This is a genomic window from Acinetobacter sp. ACNIH2, from assembly GCF_002934965.1.
GTDB lineage: Bacteria > Pseudomonadota > Gammaproteobacteria > Pseudomonadales > Moraxellaceae > Acinetobacter > Acinetobacter tandoii.
On sequence record NZ_CP026412.1, the window covers coordinates 989639 to 1014488 of the forward strand.

20 protein-coding genes and 3 tRNA genes are annotated in these 24850 nt (G+C 42.5%); 7 read left to right on the top strand and 16 right to left on the bottom strand.

Going from position 1 to position 24850, the window contains the following annotated elements; translation table 11 throughout:
* Window position 1: 1 nt before the first annotated feature.
* The 5 genes from C3F34_RS04610 to hcaE form a co-directional block, all read right to left on the bottom strand.
* Window positions 2-967 carry a 3-carboxyethylcatechol 2,3-dioxygenase gene (locus C3F34_RS04610; protein WP_104441153.1) on the bottom strand — a complete coding sequence of 322 codons (966 nt, stop codon included), beginning with the start codon at window positions 965-967 and terminating at the stop codon, window positions 2-4.
* A 324-nt stretch (window positions 968-1291) separates the two neighbouring features.
* Complete coding sequence (gene hcaB, locus C3F34_RS04615) at window positions 1292-2107, bottom strand: 3-phenylpropionate-dihydrodiol/cinnamic acid-dihydrodiol dehydrogenase (protein ID WP_016168312.1); 816 nt, start codon at window positions 2105-2107, stop codon at window positions 1292-1294.
* 2 nt (window positions 2108-2109) lie between these two features.
* A complete protein-coding gene (hcaC, locus tag C3F34_RS04620) occupies window positions 2110-2436 on the bottom strand; it encodes a 3-phenylpropionate/cinnamic acid dioxygenase ferredoxin subunit (RefSeq protein WP_104441154.1) in 327 nt (108 codons plus the stop codon).
* Complete coding sequence (hcaF, locus tag C3F34_RS04625) at window positions 2436-2954, bottom strand: 3-phenylpropionate/cinnamic acid dioxygenase subunit beta (RefSeq protein ID WP_044740119.1); 519 nt, start codon at window positions 2952-2954, stop codon at window positions 2436-2438. The genes hcaC and hcaF overlap by 1 nt, the downstream gene beginning before the upstream one ends.
* On the bottom strand, window positions 2951-4318 hold the full coding sequence (gene hcaE, locus C3F34_RS04630) for a 3-phenylpropionate/cinnamic acid dioxygenase subunit alpha (protein ID WP_104441155.1): 1368 nt from the start codon (window positions 4316-4318) through the stop codon (window positions 2951-2953). The genes hcaF and hcaE overlap by 4 nt, the downstream gene beginning before the upstream one ends.
* A 282-nt stretch (window positions 4319-4600) precedes the next feature.
* On the opposite strand from hcaE, the gene hcaR reads away from it, so the two are divergent.
* Entirely contained in the window at window positions 4601-5500 is a 900-nt protein-coding gene (gene hcaR, locus C3F34_RS04635; RefSeq protein WP_044740121.1) for a DNA-binding transcriptional regulator HcaR, read from the top strand.
* A 303-nt stretch (window positions 5501-5803) separates the two neighbouring features.
* The gene (locus tag C3F34_RS04640) at window positions 5804-6481 is read left to right on the top strand and encodes a DUF1345 domain-containing protein (protein WP_044740122.1); all 678 of its coding nucleotides are present in this window, start codon (window positions 5804-5806) and stop codon (window positions 6479-6481) included.
* Between the two features lie 73 nt (window positions 6482-6554).
* On the opposite strand, the gene C3F34_RS04645 is transcribed toward C3F34_RS04640, so the two are convergent.
* The 10 genes from C3F34_RS04645 to C3F34_RS04690 all read right to left on the bottom strand — a co-directional run bounded on the left by C3F34_RS04645 (window position 6555) and on the right by C3F34_RS04690 (window position 17339).
* Window positions 6555-7415: an alpha/beta fold hydrolase gene (locus tag C3F34_RS04645; protein WP_044740123.1), complete on the bottom strand. Its 861-nt coding sequence runs from the start codon at window positions 7413-7415 to the stop codon at window positions 6555-6557.
* A gap of 280 nt (window positions 7416-7695) precedes the next feature.
* On the bottom strand, window positions 7696-8934 hold the full coding sequence (locus C3F34_RS04650; protein WP_104441156.1) for an OprD family outer membrane porin: 1239 nt from the start codon (window positions 8932-8934) through the stop codon (window positions 7696-7698).
* Window positions 8935-9685: 751 nt separating this feature from the next.
* Complete coding sequence (gene dmpG, locus C3F34_RS04655; protein WP_016168320.1) at window positions 9686-10705, bottom strand: 4-hydroxy-2-oxovalerate aldolase; 1020 nt, start codon at window positions 10703-10705, stop codon at window positions 9686-9688.
* Window positions 10706-10715: 10 nt separating this feature from the next.
* A complete protein-coding gene (locus C3F34_RS04660; RefSeq protein WP_016168321.1) occupies window positions 10716-11612 on the bottom strand; it encodes an acetaldehyde dehydrogenase (acetylating) in 897 nt (298 codons plus the stop codon).
* Window positions 11613-11637: 25 nt separating this feature from the next.
* Window positions 11638-12435 (bottom strand): 2-keto-4-pentenoate hydratase, encoded by a 798-nt coding sequence (mhpD, locus tag C3F34_RS04665; protein ID WP_016168322.1) that lies wholly within the window; start codon window positions 12433-12435, stop codon window positions 11638-11640.
* A gap of 214 nt (window positions 12436-12649) precedes the next feature.
* A protein-coding gene (locus tag C3F34_RS04670) for an IS4 family transposase (protein WP_104442269.1) occupies window positions 12650-13740 on the bottom strand; the annotation gives its coding sequence in 2 pieces (ribosomal slippage) (window positions 12650-13200 and window positions 13200-13740; 1092 coding nt in all).
* 301 nt (window positions 13741-14041) lie between these two features.
* Entirely contained in the window at window positions 14042-14647 is a 606-nt protein-coding gene (locus C3F34_RS04675) for a glutathione S-transferase family protein (protein ID WP_044740125.1), read from the bottom strand.
* 79 nt (window positions 14648-14726) lie between these two features.
* The gene (locus C3F34_RS04680) at window positions 14727-15410 is read right to left on the bottom strand and encodes a helix-turn-helix transcriptional regulator (protein ID WP_104441157.1); all 684 of its coding nucleotides are present in this window, start codon (window positions 15408-15410) and stop codon (window positions 14727-14729) included.
* 74 nt (window positions 15411-15484) lie between these two features.
* Window positions 15485-16153, bottom strand: coding sequence for an HAD-IA family hydrolase (locus C3F34_RS04685; protein ID WP_104441158.1), 669 nt, complete (start codon window positions 16151-16153; stop codon window positions 15485-15487).
* Between the two features lie 247 nt (window positions 16154-16400).
* The gene (locus tag C3F34_RS04690; protein ID WP_104441159.1) at window positions 16401-17339 is read right to left on the bottom strand and encodes an RluA family pseudouridine synthase; all 939 of its coding nucleotides are present in this window, start codon (window positions 17337-17339) and stop codon (window positions 16401-16403) included.
* A gap of 755 nt (window positions 17340-18094) precedes the next feature.
* Here C3F34_RS04690 and C3F34_RS04700 point away from each other — a divergent pair.
* From C3F34_RS04700 to C3F34_RS04720, 5 genes are all read left to right on the top strand, one after another.
* Window positions 18095-21421, top strand: a complete 3327-nt coding sequence (locus C3F34_RS04700) for an Rne/Rng family ribonuclease (RefSeq protein ID WP_044740128.1) — start codon at window positions 18095-18097, stop codon at window positions 21419-21421.
* A 188-nt stretch (window positions 21422-21609) separates the two neighbouring features.
* Entirely contained in the window at window positions 21610-23451 is a 1842-nt protein-coding gene (locus C3F34_RS04705; RefSeq protein ID WP_044740129.1) for a long-chain-acyl-CoA synthetase, read from the top strand.
* A gap of 133 nt (window positions 23452-23584) precedes the next feature.
* A tRNA-Lys gene (locus tag C3F34_RS04710) sits at window positions 23585-23660 on the top strand.
* 18 nt (window positions 23661-23678) lie between these two features.
* Window positions 23679-23754: transfer RNA gene (locus C3F34_RS04715), tRNA-Lys, on the top strand.
* A 48-nt stretch (window positions 23755-23802) separates the two neighbouring features.
* Window positions 23803-23878: transfer RNA gene (locus C3F34_RS04720), tRNA-Lys, on the top strand.
* 98 nt (window positions 23879-23976) lie between these two features.
* On the opposite strand, the gene C3F34_RS04725 is transcribed toward C3F34_RS04720, so the two are convergent.
* A complete protein-coding gene (locus C3F34_RS04725) occupies window positions 23977-24633 on the bottom strand; it encodes a hypothetical protein (RefSeq protein ID WP_158654333.1) in 657 nt (218 codons plus the stop codon).
* Between the last annotated feature and the right edge of the window lie 217 nt (window positions 24634-24850).

Consider the following 24850-nt stretch of genomic DNA (forward strand, 5'->3'; position numbering starts at 1 on the left):
TTCACCCTTTTAACTCTGCCGATACAATACCAAAGCCCGCAATCCACTCGCTGATGTCTTCATAACAATGCGTGGTCATCTCGTATTCACCGAGTTCATGTAATGCAGCAAATGCCGCCATCCAAGAACGGACTTCCTGACCACCACGCCCACCATCACGGCGAATGTCTGCTTCAGTCATCGCTTCAATTGTGGCGAAGTCTGCTTTGGCAAATGTTTCAAGCAATGCACGATCCCATTCTGGATTGAGTGGCACAGCAACAGATTGATCGCCCGCAGCCAATTTCTGCCCAACAGCAATAATTTTGGCTTGACGATTATTCCGCGACTCTACAGATGGGTTACGTCCACAAATTAAAAACTCTTCCACTTCTGGCGGTACAGCGCCCATTTGTGGGGTCGGAGGATCATGCGAAAGCCCACCTGTCCCTAAAATTAACACTCGTTCATTTTCAAGATTTAATGACCGAATAAACTGTCCAACCGCACGTCCCAAAGCAATCGTTCGCTTGGTGGTGGGCATCGGTGCCGCTGCGCCATTAATAAAAATCGGAATGGTTGGATAACGATCTAGCTGACCATCACACAGGAAATGCAGTGGTTGCGTCACGCCATGGTCGGCTTGCATTCGGTAGGAATAGGCAACATCGACACCTTCATCAAGTACACGACGCACTAAAGCAATCGCAGTGTCTTCAGGGACATTAATTTTGTCGTTGTCTTTGCCGTAGTCCCAATCACCTGCCGCAGTTGCACGAATACCCACACAGAAACTTGGCATCAAATCATAGAAAAAACCATTAAAATGGTCTGGACCAAAGGTAATGATGAGGGTTGGGTCATACGCTTTGACTTCTGCTGAAAGTTGGGCAAAAGTATCACGTACAATCTGTTCTTTACGCTGTTCTTGCGGTGAAGCAAATTCCATTAAGGGACTGTGCGATGCACAAATGAGTTTAACGGCCATGTGTGACTCCAAAATAAAAATATCTACTAAAAAGACAGCTGCCCAGTAAAGTCTTTAGCAAATGGCTTAAATCATTGTGAGTGGTTTCAAATGAAATATAGAATTCACGATGCTATTCACTATCACGGTTGGCGACATGGACGTCGCCGTTGGGTGGGGGTTTCAGGGATGAACCTCTCACCCAACAATGGATTTTTGTTACTTTTGATCCGTCAAAAGTAAGGAAATGCCTCCGAAAAACCATCTAAACTTTCGCATTTATTTGAGGCTGTGCTTCATTTAATTTAAATCTGGGCTAATCAAAAACAAAGCAGCACACCCAAATCACTCATCAAAGAACCCTGCACGGGGTTGGCGTAAACCACGGATGCCTAAACCACATTCAGCATTGATCAGAACACCCGTCAGTGGACGGTTGTTTTGACGCGATGCCAATAAAACGTATGAACCCGTCATCTCTTCAGGTTCAGGCAAGAAATTCAGTGGCATACCACGAGCAATCTTTTCAGGGTCACGTGCATCGAGTAGCCCCAAATTTTCTTGACCTAAAGATGCCGCTCCTTTGATATTGACATTCATACCTGACGGCGCCACCGCGTTCACTCGTACTTTAGGCGCAAGTTCATAGGCCAATTCTTTCATCACACCTACACCAGCATGCTTAGAGGCTGTATATACGGGGCCTCCGCCTGCCGAGTACAAGGCTGAATTAGACAAAGTAAATATGATAGACCCTTCAGAAGCTATCAATGCATCCAGTGCAGCTTTTGCCCCCAAGATGAGCGACTTGGTGTTAATGCCCATAATTTCATCAAAGGCTTTGTCTAACTGCTCACCCGAAGTATTGACGATATCGGCATAATGATCCCAAATACCTGCATTACCGACAAAACAGTCCAGTTTGCCAAAACGCTCAAGCGTGGCATTCACGGCACGGACATTGTCTTCATAGCAAGCCACATCACCCGCAATGGCAAGAATGCGATCACCAAAATGTGCCTGTAATGCCTCAACTTTGGCTTGTGAACGCTGTAGAACAGCCACTTGTGCACCTTCTGCTAAAAAGCGCTCAACCAAAGCCCAACCCAGACCAGAACCGCCTCCCGTAATCAGGGCAACTTCACCTTGTAGCCAGCCCATGCTTATCCCCCTGTCATTTCAACAAACAATTGCCCATCTTCCACAATCACAGGAAAGGTCTGAATAGAATCGGTCGCAGGTAGGCATAAAGCCTGACCTGTTTTTAGACAGAAACGCGCAGAATGTAATGGGCATTCCACCGTGCCGTCCTCTTCCAAATAGCCTTCTGACATGGATGCATTGCCATGTGAACAACGGTCATTCATGGCAAAGAACTCACCACCATTGTTGAATACAGCCAGTGCTTCGATACCGTTCACACCGCAGTCCACTTTCAATGCTTCGCCTTCATCTAATTCATCGATTTGGCAAACAAAAATCTTATTCATTAGAAGAACACACTCAGGTTATGGGAGTTGTAAGTCACTTGGTCTAAAGTGATTTTACGGTTAAAAATCTGGAAACCCTGCTCGGTATCCACTTTGCGAATCTTGTCATGACGCTTACCGCAGTAGATGGTGACATCTTTTTCTTTCTGGGTACGGTAGAGTAAATACGTCACGTAAACGTCATACTCACCTTCGACTTCAGTCGCTTCAACCATGATGTTAGAAACCATATGCGTGGTGCGTGATGGAGGTTCTTCAGCCCATGCCATCCCTGTTTCCAAACGTGCAACACGACGTTCTAACAAGTCTTTAGTATCGTTAAATACCCACGTCGTCGGTGGCTCAACAGAACGACGACGGTCACGAGTTTGCGCATTCGGTGTGGTGCGTAGGGTATAGGCAATATCATCTGCCAAGACATCCAACCACTCACGGAATTTCCAGTCGTCGAGCAATTTTGCTTCACGGTAAAGGAACTGACTGATCTGATGTTGAAGTTCTAAGCTGATCTGACTCATTTCATCAACTCCTTTTCATAGTCTTCCGCGGCTTTTTCGACTTCTTCCCATGTTTCATGAATCAACAAATCTGCCCAACGACGGTACATTGCTCGTGCTGCTGTTTCAGAGAAAATGTAGTTAGTGATGCCTGGAATGCCATCTTCACGGACTTTTTCATTACCCAAGCCCATTTCCATAATCAACGGATTGTTACGCGCTTTATAACCACGAAGTACTTTTTGGATTTCAATCCAGTTTTCCGAGTCATCTTGCTCAAGGAAACCCGCAGGTCCAAAAGCACGCGTTGCAGAACGCTCAAAGGCTTCTTTCACTTCTTGAGAAGCTTCGGCGTCGGCGATACAGAACGCCCAGACTTCAGTTTTATTTGGACCGCGCGGATGCCATACTCGAAGCGTTGCCGTTCCATTTAACCACGACATGGTCGGGAACATGGTGTTATGCCCCGCAAGACGTAGTGCACGTACTTTACCCAAACGCTCTTTAACTTCCTCAAAGGTTTCACGGAAGTAGTTCGCTACTTCACCATCCACCCAAACGTTTGCATCGGGCTTTTCTGTAAAGAAGAAGCCTGAACCATGACCACGTGAACCGTACTGAATGGCATCTTTAGCGGTTTCCCAAACAGGACGTGCAGTTTGTGCAGCACCGAGTTTTTTAGATGAGTCATCGTCGGGTTTTGCACCCAAAACTTGAATGGCAGAAGCATGTGAAAACAATGCATGGTACTGGTCCGATGCAAACTGTTCCGCAGCAAATTTCCAGTTACACTCGATTTCCCATTTGTGTACCCCACCAATAATTTCCGTTCCGCCAGGACGACGGTCAAGCACACCATCTAAATACCAAGCAATGTCACCCATGTATTCAACGAGGTCAGGTGTAGATTCATCCCAACAACCGAAAATTAAACCTTTGTAGCTTTCGACACGGTTAACTTCAATCAAACCCCATTTTTCTTTACATGCGCCCTGTGGAAAAGCACGATCTTCTAAGGGAATATCCTTAAGTGAACCATCAACTCCATAAGACCAACCATGATATGGGCAGGTAAAGGCACGGGTGTTGCCACAATCAGCAAAGCTGACACGCATAGAACGGTGACGGCACTGGTTTAAAAGTGCTTTGATTGAGCCATCTTTTTGACGTACGACAATAATCGGGTCTTCACCCATATAAGTATTGAAAAAGTCGCCTGCCTTTGGAATTTGGCTTTCATGACATAGAAATAACCATGTACGCCCAAACACGCGTTCCAGTTCTAATTCGTATAAATCTGGGTCTGTATAGATGGATGGCGAGATACGTCCATTTTGTGCATCGACCAAAGCGTCGATTTCACGCACATCAATTTTTCCACTCATGAAAAGCTCTCCTGCGACCAATACACGGCACAACGTAAATAGACTCAACTTTTGAGGCATCATGATTTTTTAGACGGTTTTAGGGAAATATTTTTTTTGTTTCAATTAATACGTTTTAGCAATTATTGGAAAAGCTATTTCTTATATTAAAATCTCCGCACTCGGTTCAAGACCATTTATTTTCTAAATACTTGAATCATCTTCACGGCATAGTTGTTTATAGATTATACTTTGCCGTAGTCGTGGTAAGACATTTTTTGGATTACTCTGTGGGTTATTTATATGGAACTTAGACACCTTCGCTATTTCATTACCGTTGCTGAAGAACTGAACTTCAGTAAGGCCGCACTCAAACTGTATACTGCCCAACCCTCTTTAAGTCAGCAAATTAAAGACCTCGAAGAAGATGTTGGGGTACAGTTACTGTATCGAACCAAGCGAAAAGTGGAACTCACAGAAGAAGGGGCGGTTTTTCTAGAACAGGCACGCCTGACCTTGGCTCAGGCAGATAAAGCGATCGCTATGGCACGTCAGGTGTCACAAGCCAAGCAGCAAATGCTACGCATTGGTTTTGTCCCCGTCGCAGAAATGAAAATTTTCCCTTATGTCCTGCCGAATTTGCGGGTACAAAACCCAGACTTAAAAATTGAATTGCTCAGTATGAACAATACCGAGCAAATGCGCTTGCTCAAGAAAGGTGAACTGGACATTACCTTTACTCGACATAATTTTCATAGTGATGAAATCGAAAGTCAGTTTGTACTACGTGAACCGCTCATCTTCCTACTTCCGAAAGATCATCCTCTAGCAAAGTACGAACGCATTCCTGTTAAGGCTTTAAATGGTATTGATTTTATTATTCCTGCAGTCGAGCAATCACAGACCTTGCACCATACCATTTTAGAATTTGCCAAGGCGCAGAATATCGAATTTAACATCGTGCAAAAAGCTGACAACATTTTGTTCAATATCAACTCTATTGGCATGGGGCTTGGCTGTACCATTTTACCCGGTTACATTGCCCCACTGACCATGAGCAACACGGTAATTCGTCCACTTGAGGTTGAGCTACCCTATTTAGATTTGTATGTAAGCTATCGTAAAAACAACTCTTCACTGGCAGTAAATAAATTTTTAGAATTGCTGACCCGAGTTTTTTATTTAGATATTAATCGCGAATAAATCCACATACAGTCCAGATGAATCACTCAATTTGGCACACCATTATTTCCTGAATAAATAACAGTGTGCCTTTTTCGTGGCAAAATACCCTATATCACCAGCGTATTTTCGCCCTTTTGTGTTAAGTAATGCGCATCATATTCCACGTTTTTACTTTGCTTGCTTTTCAAGCAGAAGCATACTGATCACAAGCCAATTTTTTGTCAGGTTTTACCTACAACTTAAGTCTAAACTTAAACTTATATTCAAATAAATATGAATGCCTGAGTTGCACAAAAAAGTAAAACTAAAAAGGAGAAAATCATGCCTATGCCCACCTTACATCGCTTAAAAACTGGGATGCAATTTCGCCCTTACTTTTTTATTACTTTTTTGCTGACCGCCCTATTGTTTGGCTTACTCACGCTATTTACCAACTGGACATGGTCAACCAGTTTACTCATCAGTTGGAATATTGCCGTTTCCAGTTATCTCATTAAAACCATGACTACGCTCTGGTCTGTAGATCATCAACATATTCTGCAACATGCTCAACAACAGGATGCCAGTAAATGGATTATTTTATTGCTGGTGATTTTGACGCTAGGAATGTGTCTGATCGCAATCGTCATTGAACTTACGCATCTACCGCATAATACTGCACTGACATTTGGGCATCTATTGTTATCTCTGCTGACCATTATCAGCGCATGGTTTTTTATGCATACCATTTTCGCGATTCATTATGCGCATGACTATTACCTTGCTGTAGATGATGCTCAAGATGCAGGACTCGATTTTCCTAAGACCCGATATCCGACCTATCCCGACTTCTTATACTTTAGTTATGTGATTGGTACCTCTGCGCAAACTGCGGATGTTTCCATTACTTCCCGCTCCATGCGGATTTTAAATATTGTGCATATTATTCTGGCGTATGGTTTTAACACTTCCATTTTAGCCATCAGCATTAATGTTGCCGCAGGTTTTATCACACTATAAACTTGTTTGACTACGATGAAATTTCTGACATAAAAAAGGGATGGCTTAACCATCCCTTATCTTGCTTAATCGATTATTTAACACCACGTACGGTCAAATAATCTTTAATCACTGTATTAAATTCTTCGGCTTTTTCCACTTGTGACCAATGTCCACACTGACTAAAAATATGTGCATCGGCAAAAGGAACGGTATTCAAAATATCCCATGTACGAGATACAGGAATCACCACATCCTGAACACCATGAATCAATAGTACAGGCACTTGGATGTCTTTCATTTTTTCGAAATCGAGCGGGAACTCAAAACGGTCACGGTCACGTGCGCCCACGACATCCATTAAACGGTCTGAAGCATAATCATTTTTTGCTGCTTCATAACGAACTTTAACCAATTCATCGGTAATTAAGCTCTTATCCACCACAAACATCGACAAGGTGTTTTTAATGCCTTCTTCAGTCAACACTGGGTTGGCGTGGGCTTTTAGTGCAGCAGTTTGCTTCGCACCGCCTGTACCCATCGATACAATGCCCAACACACGTTCAGGGTAATCCAGCACCATTTGGAAGGCTAACCACCCCCCTAAGGAGTTACCCACTAACCAAGTTTTTTCAATACCCAAAGCATCCAATGTACGCACTGCATGATCGACCCATGCGCGAATTCCATAAGCCGTACCATCCGCCACCACTGTTTGACCATAGCCAATCGAATCTATGGCGATACAACGAGCTTGTTCACCAATTTGCGGTAAATTCAGCCACCAATTTGCTGCTGCAGAAACACCTGTTCCAGAGCCGTGTAAAAATAAAATCGGCGTTCCTTGCCCCACTTCATGGTAATGGGTTAACTCACCTTCAGCCGTTTCAATCCATTTATCTTCCAAGCCAAAAAATGGGTCGGTGGTGTAATTCGGGATTTGGACCGTGCTCATACATACTCCTCGTACAGCCTAAGACCTGTCTGATGTTCTGTGTTCAGGACAGGTCAATTCATTCATTTCGACAGGTTTTACTGCTCCATCTTACCTGTTCAAAAGCCTTGTACTGATACTTGTTTTCGATCACATACTATAAAAAAACGATTATTTAACATTATGTTTTAAAACAATATTTTCACTTAAAAATGAAGTATCAGCTCACAGTAAACGGTTTACGCTACACTGAAATAATAAGAGCGATGTGTGACCAAATCGCTCGATGGCAGTTTTAAACTTAGAATTTATAGCTATAGGTGGTCGCGATACGGTACTCTTTCAGGTCGCTTTTCCAGTCATAATCGGTATCGATATACATTGCCTGAACGCCCAAACCTTTGAATTTGCCTTCAGGTACCGTGTAATTCACAATCAAGTTCAGCTCTTGTTCGTCCTGATTCGTTTTTCCGCCCGCTTTAGCATCAAAGCCTGCAAAGTAAATGGCATTGGCATTTAAGCCTTTTAGCCCCAATTCGGTAAAGTCATACCCATAGGAGATATTCCAAGATTTCTCTTTGGCATTGGTAAAGGTTGCAACAGACCAATTCACCAAATAAGGCTGTGGTACCCAACCTGCCAATGTTGGGAAATTATTTTCCCCAAACATTTGTTGATAGCCCAGACCAAAGGTATGTGCACCATGATTGAATTTCGCCCCAATCGACAAAGCTTGGTTATCAATCTCACCATACAATTTATCGCCTGACTCAGAATTATCAAAATAACGAACATGGCTGGTCAGCTTAGTCTTCGAACCCAGCGTGGTGTTGTAATTGATACCTGCATAATGCTGCTGATAAATGTCTTTGACATCGGCATACCAATAGCTTGCTCCAATCGCAGGATTAAACTGATGATCAATCCCTGCGATATACATCCCATCCGCTGCTTTAGCAGTATTTGGGTTATTGTTCGGAAATAAACTTAAGTCCTGAAACTGATTGTCATAACGTGCATTAATCCCATCAATATATGCCAAACTCAGTTTAGTATCTTTCAGCTTTTTAGACTCCAACCATGCCCCGCTATACGTGGTCAATAACTGACGCGATGGATCAAATACTAAAACTGGAGAAACAGGCAATAACTCACCCACTTTCAATTCTGTTTGCGACACCTTGGCTTTTAAAGTCGCGCCCACTTTGCCAAAATTGCTGGCTTGTTCCTGTCCATTATGTGGAAGTACCCAATCGGCATTTTTGTCACGGCCATTTAGACGAAATGCATGTTGCACCAAAAGATCGGCGCCCAATTGCAAGCCACCCACTTCGGCATATCCTGATTTGGCATCTAAGGTGATGGCCTGTGACCAACTGCCCCAGTTGTTTTGTGGCACAGTTTCATACTGACGGTCTAAATAGAAATTTCTGAATTTTAACTGGACTTGGCTATCGTCGATAAATTCTGCATTCGTTGCAGTTGTACCTAATGCTGCAATTGCAACACAGATGGCTGTCCATAAAGTTTGACGACGCATGATATTCATTCCAATGATCACATTAAACTATGACACCATCATGCGGAACTCATCGAAGAGAAAAAATCCGACCACAGTCTTAAGAAAATGCGCTTCAACCCGACTTAACCCACTGAATAAAGCTCGCATTTTTTTGATTAAGATAAAATTACAATAATTCACTCTTTAGCAGATTTCGCAAGATGTGATGAAAGATTGAATCTATACCGTTTTTATTCGCCAAATCTGATTTATTTTCTGAATTACTGCAATGCTTAAGTGTTTTTTTGTTTAAATTTTAAGATCATATTTTCTAAGTTAGTTGCAGAATTATAAGAAAAAACGCTCATATCACAGATTTTTTCTATATGTACATCATGATGTTGAAGAGCATTAAAGCGGGAAAACTGTGCAAGCAAAAAAGGGAAAAGTTTGATTTTTTAAATGCAATCTAAAATAAAAAATCACTTTGCAATAATAACTATATTTTAAGTACCACCTTCTTCTTTTTAAGCTATTCACTACGGAGTCTTACCGCTTTAAATCCATTTTTCGGAGCTCATTTCGTTCTTTTGTTACGCCAAAAGAACCAAAAGCATTTGTCATCAGCAAAACCTGTTCAACAGATACATTAAAATACTGCTATTGCAAAAACAGGCAATTTCAAATTTCACGCAGGTTGCTGATGACATTTCACACTTCAAATAATTTCTAAATTGCAAAAAACAAAAAAGCGTCCCCAAGGACGCTTTTTAAATACATATTGATCAGCTTAAACCAAAGCAGCCTTCGCTTTCGACATAGTCAAAGCCAAATCTTCAATCATGTCTTCCTGACCACCGACCGTACCACGACGACCTAATTCCAATAAAATCTCACGTGCTGACACACCATATTTGGCTTCTGCACGTTTTGCGAATAATAGGAACGATGAATAGACACCTGCATAACCTAAAGTGGCTGCATCACGGTCAGCACGAATTGGGTTCAGCATCATTGGAATCACCAAATCCTCTGCCACATCCTGTACTTTAAACAGATCCACGCCTGTCTCTAAGCCCATACGGTTGGCGACTGCAATGAACAATTCCAATGGTGTATTACCCGCGCCAGCACCCAAGCCCGCAGATGCTAAGTCCACACGAATTGCGCCTGCATCAACTGCAGCTACTGTATTTGCCACGCCCATACCCAAGTTATGATGCCCGTGGAAACCCAGTTCAATACTGCTGTCCAGTTCTTGACGCAGCAAACCAACACGGTCCGTCACATCTTGCGGCAGCATATAACCCGCAGAGTCAGTCACATAAATACAGTTCGCGCCATAAGACACCATCTTTTTCGCTTCTTCTAAAAGACGTTCAGGTGATGCCATGTGTGCCAACATCAAGAAACCCACGGTGTCCATTCCAAGCTGACGCGCAGCAGTGATATGCTGTTCTGAACAATCGGCTTCGGTACAATGCGTTGCCACACGAATGGTCGACACCCCAATTTCATGGGCCATTTTCAAATGATCGACTGTACCAATACCAGGTAACAGCAATGCTGAAACTTTGGCATTTTTCATACGTGGAACAACAGCAGACAAATACTCTTCATCCGTTGCTGCGGCAAAACCGTAGTTCACCGATGAACCACCTAAACCATCACCATGCGTCACTTCGATCAGTGGCACACCTGCATCGTCCAAAGCGGTTGAAATTGCAATCATTTGCTCAACAGTAGTTTGATGACGCTGAGGATGCATCCCATCACGCAAAGTCATATCATGCACAATAATCTTAGACATGGGTTGCTCCTTATACTTCAGCCGTAGCCAATAAACGTTCCGCAAACATTTCCGCAGTGCGCGCAGCTGCCGCAGTCATAATGTCCAAATTCCCTGCGTACTTCGGCAAAAAGTCGCCTAAGCCTTCCACTTCAAGGAACATTGATACGCGGTTACCATCAAATACTGGACCATTCACTAATTTGTAGCCAGGTACATATTTTTGTACTTCGGTAATCATGGCTTGCACAGATGCTGTAATTGCAGCTTGATCTGGTTCACCTTCAACCAAGCAATGCACCGTATCACGCATCATCAATGGTGGCTCGGCTGGATTAATAATGATGATGGCTTTACCTTGTTTTGCACCACCCACTTTTTCAATTGCACCCGCAGTAGTACGCGTAAATTCATCAATGTTTTTACGTGTCCCAGGACCGACCGACTTGGTTGAAACGGTTGCAATAATTTCACCATAACTGACAGGTTGTACGCGGGAAATCGCTGCAACCATTGGAATGGTCGCTTGACCTCCACAGGTCACCATATTCACATTCGGCAACTCACCAGCATCCAAGAGTTCTTGAAGGTTGACAGGCGGTACGCAAAATGGACCAATCGCAGCAGGCGTCAGATCAATCATCTGCACACCTAATTCGTTCAACTTACGGCTATTTTCCGCATGAACATAAGCTGAGGTCGCATCAAAGGCAATTTGAATTTCATCCGCAAGCACATGTGGCAATAGTCCATCCACACCTTCTGCTGTGGTTTTTAGCCCCATACTCGCGGCACGGGTCAGACCTTCTGAACTTGGGTCAATCCCGACCATCCATACAGGCTCAAGGAATTCGCTACGCTGCAACTTATACAATAAATCTGTTCCGATATTTCCCGGACCGATTAATGCACATTTAATCTTTTTCATGCATCTACTCTCTCAAAAATCCAATTTATTCCGCAGCAAATGCAGCGACTACTGAACCAAATCCTTCAATTTCAACTTTAAATTCATCACCCGGTTGTACAATCACCATTGGACCTAAAGCACCTGTTAAGATGATGTCACCAGCAAGCAATGGACGACCACGGCGCACCATTTCATCGGCAAGCCAAACTGCGGCATTTAAAGGGTTCGCTAAGCAGGCTTTACCGATGCCTTGCGAAACCACTTCATCCCCACGAGTCATGGTCATTTTGCAATTGACCAAGTCAAGTTGATCTAATTTGACTGGACGTGAACCCAACACAAACGCCGCAGAAGACGCATTGTCCGCCACAGTATCAATCAATGAAATTTTCCAGTTTTCAATACGGCTATCCACGACTTCTATCGCAGGCAAGGCATACTCAGTTGCACTGATAATGTCTGCATAACTGTGTTTTTTTTGGGTTAAGTCTTTGTTAATCACCAACGCAATTTCAGCTTCTACTTTCGGCTGAATCAATAATCCTGCTGGAATGACTTCGCCATCCCCATAAGCCATGTCTGCGAATAACATTCCAAAGTCAGGTTGGTCGACCCCAAGTTGCGCTTGTACTACTTTAGACGTCAGGCCAATTTTACGCCCGACTAAGCGACGCCCTTCTTTCAAGGCACGTTGAGTATTTACTTCCTGAACCGCATAGGCACTATCGACGTCTGCTTGTTCCGCACCCAGTTGTGGGCGAATGGGTGCTATCGCAGTCTGTGTAAGCTCAGCGTTACGTAAAGCCTGCGCAACGGATTCAAAAACAGCAGAATTCGACATCTAGATTTCCTTAAACTGCAAAAATGGACGGATACTGTTTTAGATGAAAAATGATTGAGTCAGATTTAAAACTCAGATCGATTAGAACAATTGCGACAGACAAGCGCTGTCTGATCATCTATAAAACGCGTATGTGTATAAACAGTTCAAGCATCGGAAAAATGACGGCTTTACGCCAATACTTATTTTATTTTTTCTCTGTACACGACAAATTTCATAGGGCCCTTGTCCTATCAGGCTTTTTCTTTCTTAAAATTGCTAGCACTTTCTTAAATTCTTCTTTTTTTCCAAAACCAATCAAACGTAGAATAGCCATCTGAACATAGTCCAAACCGTAGCGAAATAAACTTACTGAAAGTCGTCCATGCTTCTTTAGTTTTATCGCTTTTTTTCGATCATGTTGCCATTCACCTGTTAAATAGCACCAACAGAAACCGATCGCTAGCACTGCTATCAATTTCTTGACTCGTCTAGGGTCTGTTAAACGAGTATTTTCAAGATTGAATCCACGTCCTTTGAGACAACTAAATAAGGTTTCGATTTCCCAGCGTAATGCATAATCACCAATAGCAGAAGCATTAAACATAGGAGAAACAACAAGTAAAAGTTCTCCATCTTCTAATCGTAGCGCACTAATATACAGTTTCACTCGACCAACCCAAATACGTCGTTTACGACATTCTGTTTGACCAACTTGAAGATGACGAAATAAATCACTAATTTTATGATTCTTGGCTAAGTGATTGGTCACAATAAAGTTTTTTTAACACGTATACAGAAGTTAATGTCATTTTCAATTAACCATGTAAACCATTTCTCACCGATAAATTCTCTGTCTGCGAACACATTCACAATACGATCTTTACCAAAAATGGAGATAAAGCGTTGAATCAAAGCAATACGCTCTTTTGTATCTGAATTTCCACGTTTATTGAGCAATGTCCAAACAATAGGTATCGCTATTCCACGATAGACGATGGCTAACATCAAGATATTGATATCTCGTTTTCCCCATTTCCAGTTGGTTCTATCCAAAGTTAATTGGACTTTATCGAATGAAAATATATTGAAAATTAACTGAGAAATTTGACGATAATCGAAATACTGATCTGCAAAGAAGCGTTGTATACGTCGATAAAATGATTGTGGTAAGCACGTGATGGGTAAGGCTTTAGATGCAGAAGAAAGATTACATGTCTGTTTTACAATTAATGCCAGCATAATCAGTGTAAAACATTTTACACGTGACTTGTTCCACTTTAGATATTTGTTTAAGATGAGATGTAACTCATTGAAATGTGTCATCATATTCGTCGTCAGAAAACAAGTATTATGCCATTATTTCAATGAGTTGTCTTTTTTTGTCGTGTACAAAGTTATTTTTTACAATAGTTAGAACTTATAAATCTTTTTTGTTTTATCCATCAAAATAAACAGTGTAGAAAAATCAAAGAGAAAAATGCGCAAACCATTCAGAATTAGGCTTTATATAGTGGATTAAATTTTTTCACCTACGACTAAAAAATAATACGCGAGCAGTCTCTGGGGATAAATCTACAACTCAAAAAAGCCTCTTTCATCAGAGGCTTTTTTGAGTCAAATGACCTTATGCTGCAAACAAAGCAGGATTTTTCTTTAAACTTTCACGTTGCTGTATGGCCGATACATAGCGGTCAATTGCAGGGTGTGGCTTTAATAAATTCATTTTTAATTGCCACATGATGATTGCCCCTAAACTAATATCGGCTGCCGTAAACTGTGAACCGCATAAATACGGGCTTGCTTGTTCCAAACCTTGAACCAAGGCTTGATAGGTATCCTGATAATCACCATAGCCCATAAACATTTTTTGCTCTGGTGCAACTTGAACTTTTAAATGCTCATTGTCCGAAGCGGCCGCAAACGGGCCTGCACCAAAGAATAACCAACGATAATATAGACCTCTTTTCGGATCATCGAGTGCAGGCGCTAAACCTTTTTCAAAGAATTTATCTGCCAAATATGCACAAATGGCATCCAACTCATAAATCACCACATCACCATCAACCAAAACTGGCACTTTACCAAAAGGGTTGAGTTTTAAAAATTCGGCTGATTTCATTTCCTCGCCATAAGCGACTTCTATACGGTCAACCTCAATCCCCAAATCAAGAATGAGCCAATCCACCACAACGCCCCGAGATTGCTGATTTGTATATAAAGTTAAAGCCATTGTTCTATCCTCTGTGTTTATTGTTTTTTTAGAATAGAACGGAGCTGTGTCAGTTTTTGTCAGTAGTGTTGGGTCATTTTTATGAATTTGAAAATTCCTTTTGACACCATTGCTGAAACAAATGACGTTTAAATTGAGGATAGACTTGTTCAGTCAATATGAGCGTTTGTATTCGATCTAAACGGAAATTTCTAAAATCTTCCCGTAATTCACACCACGCAGCCAACAACATTTTGTCGTTAAAATATCCCAATGCAAACGGCCATAATTGCCTGTGTGAAATCTTTTTTTGTTCATCAATATAATCAATCTGGATTTTAATTTGTAAACGAATGGCAATACGAACTTGTTCAACAACCGTTTGGTCAACTTCAATCCACGAATGAATGGATTTGAGATAAGTATCATTTAAAAATTCTTGTTTTCTTTGCGGTAATACAGCTCTTAATTTGCTTAATACCGAATGTGAAGCCTGTTGTAATGCTTGATCAGGAATAGATTTGGCCCATTGTAATGCCAAATACATGGCTTCAATTTCTGATTCATCCAAACTCATGGGTGGAAGAAGAAAGTTTTCTTTTAATTGAAATCCTACACCAACACTTCCCTCAATATTGACCCCTTGATCACGTAAACTTTCAATATCACGATAAACACTTCGCACACTGATTTGTAAATGTTCAGCCAAACGTTGCGCAGTAACAGGATAACGCTGTTCACGAAGATGCTGTAATAAATGAAGTAATCGAATAGAACGACTCATAGCGGATTTTCTTGTTATTCAAAAGTAATTTGAGGCGTATATCCTTACACGCCTTGAAAAATAATCAACTGCGCTTAAGCCACATCAGAAGCATTGACTTGCAAATTTAAAAACTGATCTAAACTTGCGACATCATCGGCAATGGTCAACGGATTAAACTGCTGCAAAATATTTTTAGTATGTACACCATAGGCGACGCCGACTCTTGGCATGGCAATATTTTGTGCCATTTCCAAATCATAAGAAGTATCCCCGACCATAATTGCCTGTTCTGGGCGTAAGCCTGTGAACTGCAAGATTTCCTGCAACATCAACGGATCAGGTTTAGACTTAGTTTCACTTGCTGCACGCGTAATCTCAAACAAATCATGACTATTGGTTTGAGCCAGCACACGATCCAAACCTCTACGGCTTTTACCTGTCGCCACCGCAAGTCGTGCACCCTGATTTTTGAGTCCGTACAACATTTCCGCAATACCCGCAAACCAGGCATCATCCTTTGAATGTGCAACGTAATGATCGCCATAACATTTCAAAAGATCAGTATGTAATTCAGGCACTGTCGGAAATAAAACTTGAGCCACTTCAGGCAAACCTAAACCAATAATACTTTTTGCCGCTTCAGGAGTTAGGGGTTGTTCAAATTGCTGCGCTGCAAACAAAAGACTATCTACAATTTGCCCCACTGAATCAAATAATGTGCCATCCCAATCAAAGATAATCAGTTCTACAGGTTTTTGCATGCTGGGGTTCCAATATTTGCTTTTATGAAGAAAATTTACACGATGCATTTGCTACATGATGGCGACAAGGATGTCGCCGTTGAGCTGTGATACAAGGACGTTCCATCAGCTCAACAAAAGATTTTTGTTACTTTTCATCTTTGAAAAGTAAAAATGACCAATACAGCATCATTTCCAGTTAATCACGACAAAAGAGGTCCTATTTTATTACCTCTCTCTAACCCTCTCCAAAGGAGAGGGAAAAGGTTTAGTCCTTTTTCTGTGCTCTTAACTGCGCCACAATACTCTGCATATCCTCAGGTAAAGGCGCTTCAATTGGTGGATAACCAGGAATATCCAAACGCATAGCGTGTAAACATAACCGACGCGGTTTAGGGCCATTGTACTCAGTTTCATGACCATATTTATCATCACCAACCAAGGGATGACCAATACTTAAACCATGTACACGAATTTGATGGGTACGACCTGAAAGCGGTGAAGCATACACCAAAGTCGCATGCATAAAACGCTCAGCGACATTCCACTGAGTTTTCGAATCTTTCCCTTCTTTAGATACGCGCACACGACGTTCACCGTTCGAGAGTTCATAACGATGTAAAGGCGCATCAATCAACTGTTTATCAAGGCTCACAACACCTTTGACCACAGCAGCATAAGTCTTTTTAATTTTGTGTTCACGCAGCATATCTTGCAAAGTTTTTAACACACTACGTTTTTTAGAAATCATCACCAAGCCAGATGTATCACGGTCAATACGGTGAATCAGTTCCAAATATTTTTTACCCGTCGCAGTCCGTAAGCCTTCAATCAGACCATAAGCCACGCCACTGCCGCCATGTACCGCGATGCCCGAAGGCTTATTCACCACCATCAAGCCTTCATCTTCATACACCACACGACTCAGTAAGCTTTGCGCCACTTTGTCAGACACAGGTGCTGCCGTTTCATCTTTTTGTTCATAACGAATCGGTGCAACACGAATCTGGTCACCAATCGCCAATTTAGTTTCGGCTTTAATGCGCTTTTTGTTCACGCGCACCTGCCCTTCACGAATCAAACGATAAATGCGACTTTTCGGTACACCCTTGAGTCGGCTAAATAAAAAATTATCGATGCGTTGACCCGCTTGATGCTCATCCACTTCAAACCAAGTGACACTTTGCCATTCTTGCGTAGAATTCATACAGATACTGTGACCTAAAAAAATACTAAAATTGATTAAAAACTGATCATTTAGGCTATACTTTTCACTAGAAACGTAAGCTTAGCCCATAGGCAGATGATGCAAGGTTTGCTATAGTCAGCGCACGGAAACCACCGTAAGTGAATCATCATCAACACATTTCAATTATATTCATATTGAAATATGGCTGAAATTTTGATTATAAACTCGGAAAGGTCCCAAAAGAATTATGCCGACGCCGAAGGCTTATTATATCGGCAAAACTGCAAACTGTTGCGTTTAATTGTACCTCAGGTACATAAATCAGTTTGCCTGAAAAAATATGTCGCCAACCTCAAGTTGGTTTTTAAACGTAAACTGATACACATCAGATTAGTCGCACCCTGAAACCACATTCAGGCTACAGCGTCTGATGCATTGGATCTGCACAATTTGTAAAGATACGACGATAATTCCGTATCAAGACACTCTTATGTAGGGATGCTCTTCGAGCAATGTGACAGTGAAAGTTACTCACATCCAATGCACCGCTTGTCCGCCAGTGAAGTGTGCAGGTGACTTTAATCGTTTAAAGATTGAAGCCGTATTGCCATCATCAATACGTGAATCAAAACTGGAGCCCATCTTTAAAAAGGCCAGTGAAAACCCTCAGACCACAATTGGTTTATTTGAGATCTGAGTTTGATCCGTGATGTTTGATGTTCGCTACGTGTATAGCGATTTTTTGCTGTGTATCACTATAAGGTGTTACACCCATGAAACGTATGTTGATTAATGCAACACATGCCGAGGAAATCCGCGTTGCACTGGTTACAGGTCAGCGTCTTTACGATTTTGATTTAGAAAATCGTACCCGTGAACAAAAAAAATCGAATATCTATAAAGGTCACGTGACTCGCGTTGAACCTTCTCTAGAAGCCGTATTTGTTGAATACGGTGCGGGACGCCAAGGCTTCCTGTCTATGCGTGAAATCGCAAATTCATATTATAAAGCTGACCCTCGTCAGACTTCGAATATCCGTGAACTGATTACTGAAGGCACTGAACTTTTAGTTCAAGTTGAAAAAGAAGAGCGTGGCAACAAAGGTGCTGCACTTTCTACTTTCATTTCTTTGGCAGGTCGCTATTTAGTCCTCATGCCTAACAATCCAAAAGGTGGTGGTATCAGCCGTCAAATTTCGGGTTCGGTTCGTGAAGAATTGAAAGAAATGCTTGCATCACTCAATGTGCCTCGTGGCATGAGCGTGATTGTACGTACTGCGGGTATTGGTCGTTCTCAAGAAGAATTACAACTCGATCTACAGCACCTTCTCGACCTTTGGGCACAAATTCAAAATACAGCGAGTTCTGGTCCATCACCAATGTTGGTGCACCAAGAAGCAGGTGTCGTGACACGTGCCATCCGTGATTACTTACGTGATGATGTGGCTGAAATTTTAATTGACTCTGAGCAAGCCTATAACGAAGCTTATAACTTCGTAAAAGCGGTGATGCCTCGTCAAATCGACAAGTTAAAAACCTATACTTTGAATGAGCCTTTATTCGCTCATTTTGGTATCGAAAGCCAAATTCAAACCGCTTACGAGCGTGAAGTGAAATTACCTTCTGGTGGTTCAATCGTGATTGACCAAACAGAAGCTTTGGTTTCTATCGATATTAACTCGGCAAAATCGACTCGTGGACACGATGTAGAAGAAACCGCACTCAATACCAACCTTGAAGCTGCTGAAGAAATTGCACGTCAATTGCGCTTACGTGATATTGGCGGTTTGGTAGTGATCGACTTCATCGACATGACCAAAGACCGTAACCAACGTATGGTCGAAGCGAAATTACGTGAAGCCACCCAAAGTGACCGCGCGCGTATTCAGTTTGGTCAATTGTCTCGCTTCGGTTTAATGGAAATGAGCCGTCAACGCTTACGTCCATCTTTAGAAGAAGCCACTGGTTATGTTTGCCCACGTTGCCACGGTACAGGTATGGTGCGTGACTTGCGCTCACTTTCACTTTCAATTATGCGTAAAGTGGAAGAAATTGCCCTACGTGAACGTCATGGTGAAGTTCAAGTTGAAGTGCCTGTAGAAATTGCAGCATTCTTATTGAATGAAAAGCGTCACAGCTTGGTTTACTTAGAACAAACGTCAAATGTGCGTGTAACGGTATTGCCACACCCACACTTAGAAACGCCTCATTACGAGATTTCTTATAATCCTGAAGGCTTCGCGCCAACCAGCTATGAACGTACTGAAGCAACTCGTTCTAGCGAAAAAGAATTGGGTTATGAAGCTTCAGATTGGCACTTAGAAGATGCCGATCAACAACCAAGTGTTGCACCAGTTGCTGACAAACATGGCAAGAAAAAGCCACAGCAAGCTGCTCAACAACAGCAAACTCCTGCTGCTGCACCAACTGCATCAAGCAGCCCATGTGCATGGTTAGAAAACTTGTTTGTTCAAAAGCAAGCTGCAACTGTAGATCAAGCACGTACAGCAAATAATGCAGCAGCCGCAATTGAGCAAATGGTGAATGGTGGTGCTGTCAGTCGTGGCCAGTTTGGTCAAGTGACCACCCCTGTTGCTGTTGCGCCTACGCCTGTAGCCAACAACAACGTGTACTTATCAGCAACATCTGCTCCACAAAAAGCGGAGCAACGTGACTTTGTAGAAAAAAATTCTGAGAAAGAAGAAAAATCTCAACGTCACAACAAAAAGCGTAACAACAACAAGCAACGCGAACAACGTGAGCAACCACAAGAACAAAATCAAGTGGTTGAAGAAGTTGTGCAAATGACGCGCCAAGAGCAACGCCAAGAACAGCGTGAGCAAAAGCGTCAACGTCAACAACAACGTCACCCTCAACAGCAAGATCAACAGAGCGAAACGCATGCTGAGCAAACTGTACCACGTCGTGACCGTAACAACCAACAGCGTCCAAATCGCCCCAATCGCCATCGCGACCAAAGCGTATTCAATGAACAGCAAGCTGCGGTAGCTGCACCTGCTCCAGTCGTGGTCGATGAGCAACAGGTCAAGGTAGAAGTGATTGATGCTCCGCGTCAAGACATCCTGCCGACAGCACTTGTGGTGAATGTTGATCAAGCTCAAAGTGAAATCATTGCCATCAACACGACCTCAACCGCAAAGGCCGTTGAAGCAGCAAAACCTACCACCACTGAAACATCGGAAGTGGTTAAGGCAACTCCTGTAGCGGTTGAACCTGAAGCAAAAGTTGAAGTTCAAACTCAAGCACCAACTGCTGAAGTTAAAACAGAGGAGCAAAAACCTCGCTCTGATGGAAAACGTGCGAGCAATGACCCGCGTATGCGTCGTCGTCAACAACGTGATGCTCAAACTAAACAAGTGCAAGCGCCTAAGCTTAATCCATCACAAGTACCGACTTTAGCGCAATACACGGTAGGTAGCTTAATTCGTCAAGTGTATGGTGAAGATTGTGCCGTACTGATTGAACAATTTGGTTTAATTCCAACCTTCAACCGTGCATTAGAGAAGTTCACTGCTGAATATGCAGCGAGCCTCAATACCAGCACTGTAGCTGTTGAAGTTGAGAAAAAACCTGTCACGCGTGATGTCGAAGTGGCTAAAGCGACTCCTGAAGCTGAACCTGCACCAGTGTTGGACTTAACACCACCAAAGCCAGAGTCAGAAAAGCGTGTTGCCAATGACCCGCGTGAACGTCGTCGTTTAGCAAAACAAGCCGCTGAGCAAGCGCTTGCACAAGCAAAACAAGCACAAGCGGAAGAAGCACCAGTTGCAGCTGAACCAACTGCTGTGGCAGTAGTTGAAAAAGTTGCTGAGGTGGTTGAACCTGCCCAAGCAGCTACCGAAGTTACAGTAACCGAAGCTGTTGCTGAACCCGTAGTAGCAGAAGAAGCAACGGTTGAAACAAAGGCGCCTGCGAAAGCCAAAGCGAAAGCAGAACCTGTACAGACTGAGTTGGCTGTAGATGTTGTCGAAGATACAGCGACAGAAGAAACTGCGGCTGAAAAGGAAGAGAAAGAAAAAGCTCGTCCGCGTCGTCCACGTGGTCGCCCACCGAAAAAAACCACACCTACAGCAGAGTAAGTATTTACCCAATTGTTGTAAAATAATTAAAACCTAGTCATTTCGATGGCTAGGTTTTTTTTGTTATTTTGAACAGATTAGGTTGATTGCACTAGAAAGAAACGATTAAAAGGACAACTGTACAGATTACTTCGTTCAACCTGTAGACAAAGACATCGTATTGGACACGAAAAATAAATAGGATTCTTATGAGCCAAACCACACAGAGCGATCTTATTGGAATTACAGACGTCGCTGCCAAAATCCCACAATTTATTGGAAAACTTCCGCATCTGGTTACAGGGTTGAAACAAGCATATTTACGTACCCCGAACTCACCCGCGGGCTTAGGTATTGCGTTTGAAAAAGCCGTAAAACGCAACCCACATGGCTACGCATTATTATTTGAAGAACAGAAATATACTTACCAGCAACTCAATGATTGGGCAAACCAAATCGGACATTATTATCTGTCGATTGGCGCACAAAAAGGTGACGTCATTGCAGTGATGGTCGAAAACCGCCCAGAACTGGTTGCCAGTGTCTTAGCCTTGGCAAAAATTGGGGTAACTGCTGCTTTAGTGAATACTTCACAAGTTGGCAAAGTCTTGGCACATAGTATTAATTTGGTCAACCCAATTGCACTGATTGTCGGAGAAGAATGCCGTACTGCCGTAGATGAAATTCGTCAAGAGCTTAACTTACCTGAGCAGCGCTTTTATTGGTTTGCCGATCAAGAAACACGTCAACATGCAGGTACAGCACCTGCACATTATCTGAACTTAGCTGAAGAAATCACCACCTTCCCGACCTTTAACACGCCAACCACACATAGTGTGAAAGGCAAAGATGGACTATTTTACATCTATACTTCGGGCACCACTGGCTTACCGAAAGCGGTCATCTTCACCCATAGTCGCTGGACACTTGCCTATGGCACTTATGGACACGTGCTGGATTTAAACAGTGACGATGTTATGTACGTTACCTTACCGCTCTACCATGCGACAGGCATTGTGGTGTGCTGGTGTGGTGTGATTGCAAGTAGTGCGACTTTGGCATTACGACGCAAATATTCGACCTCTGCATTTTGGAAAGATGTGCAAAAATTTAACGCATCTGCGATTGGCTATGTAGGAGAACTATGCCGTTACTTAATGGATGCACCTGCATCGGAGTTAGACCATACCCATCGTGTCAAAAAAATGATTGGCAATGGCATGCGCCCGAATATCTGGGACAAATTTAAACAACGTTTTGGTGTAGAAGAAGTGCTTGAACTCTACGCATCTAGTGAAGGTAACGTTGGCTTTAGCAATGTATTTAATTTCGACAACACTGTCGGATTCTCCCCAACACCGTATGCCATTGTTCAATTCGACAAAGAGAAAAATGAACCTATTCGAGACACACATGGTTGGTGTCAAAAAGTAAGTAAAGGCGAAGTCGGCTTGTTGATCGGTAAAATTACACGTCGTTCCCCTTTTGATGGTTATACCGACCCTGAAAAAAACAAATCCGTGATTATGTCCAACGTGTTTAAGAACGGGGATGCTTACTTTAATACGGGTGATTTAGTCCGTGATATTGGTTTCCGTCATGCACAGTTTGTAGATCGTCTCGGCGACACCTTCCGCTGGAAAGGGGAAAATGTTTCCACCACCGAAGTCGAGAATATGTTGTGTGAATATCCAAAGATTGTCGAAGCTGTGGTGTATGGTGTAGAAATTCCAAACACCAATGGCCGTGCAGGCATGGCAGCCATCACCTTAGCAGAGCAAGCCCAACTGAATGAACAAGACCTGCAAGCCATGCTCAGTTGCTTCAAAAAGAGTCTACCTACCTATGCGATTCCTGTATTTTTAAGAGTCCAGAAACAAGTCGAAACCACAGGTACCTTTAAATATCAGAAGAACAAGCTAAAAGAACAAGCCTTCAATCCAGAAAAAACCGATGAGCAAATATTAGTCTTATTGCCAAATAGCAGTGCCTATTGCCATATGAGTACTGAAATTTACAGCAATATTCAGCAGTATCAGTATCGCTTCTAAATTGAAATTTTGGCAATTTTTTGCATAAAATCAGGCAAAGTTGTTGTATTTATAATCAAACATCAACAACTTTGCGATTTTTCTCTTGCGCTCGTTCGATATCTTGCTACAATACGCTCCATCAAAACGAGATGGGTCGTTAGCTCAGTTGGTAGAGCAGCGGACTTTTAATCCGTTGGTCCCGCGTTCGAGTCGCGGACGACCCACCACTTATTTTGATTCCTGATGGGTCGTTAGCTCAGTTGGTAGAGCAGCGGACTTTTAATCCGTTGGTCCCGCGTTCGAGTCGCGGACGACCCACCATCTTTAAGCTTTATCTAAAAGCTGTCATAATGTGAAAGCATTCTAAATGGGTCGTTAGCTCAGTTGGTAGAGCAGCGGACTTTTAATCCGTTGGTCCCGCGTTCGAGTCGCGGACGACCCACCATTTATTGCAAAACATCTTAAAATATCTCTTTTAACACCGCTCTCCGCATAGCTACTGCATTTTCATAGCATCTTTATCTCTTCTAATTTTATTGCAAATTATTGATCTTTAATTAAACGATAGGCTTGTGTTGGCATCGGATAGCCCGCTGCAAATAAATGCTGATTAATTTGATTGTCCAAATCTAAAGTTCGATCCAAATCTAAAATAAGATTATGTTGTTTATCCACTCGATAATAAAATTCCGCACCCTCTTCCAAATGCACCACCAATTCAGAATCTTCTGGGTTCACTGACCACGTATCACGTCGATAGGTTCGAATATTGCTGTCTTCAGCCATTTTTTCACTAAACAGCTTGCCCGTGTAAACAATACTCCGATAGGCAGAACCATCGGCAGCCAAAGTCAGAATATATTCTGCTGAACCTTCGGAACATTGAACAAAGTCATCTTTACAGGAAATCTTGACATGATAACGCCCAACATAGGGAGCTTGTTCATCGACTAAATCTTGTTGCACTTTTGATACCGACTCGTTAGGCATACTTGCCTGCCCTGCCAGTTCTGTGAGTTTCTTGCCTGACTGCTGTGAATGGGCAGTAGATGTAGGCTGTGCTTCAGAAGCAGATGCTGTTTGATCAGCATCTGAAGGAGTTGAACGACTACATGCTGTCAAAACTAGACTGATGCATAAACACCCCAATAACGTCTCTCCGAACTTCTGATGAAGTCGTACACTTTTCCATTTCATCACGTTAATACACAACCCACATTTATTTAACCGAGCACCCAAAGGGTAAAAAAATGTTATTGCGTCATTTATCCTTAAATTCAGCAATAGCATTGCAAGTACCTGTATTTACTTATCAAAAACAAAGGTATCTGTAAATTTGATCACATTTTATGTAGAGCTCGGCTGAACGCCTATATGTATTTACATAACTTAACTATTTTCGTGCTGGCTTTGCTTT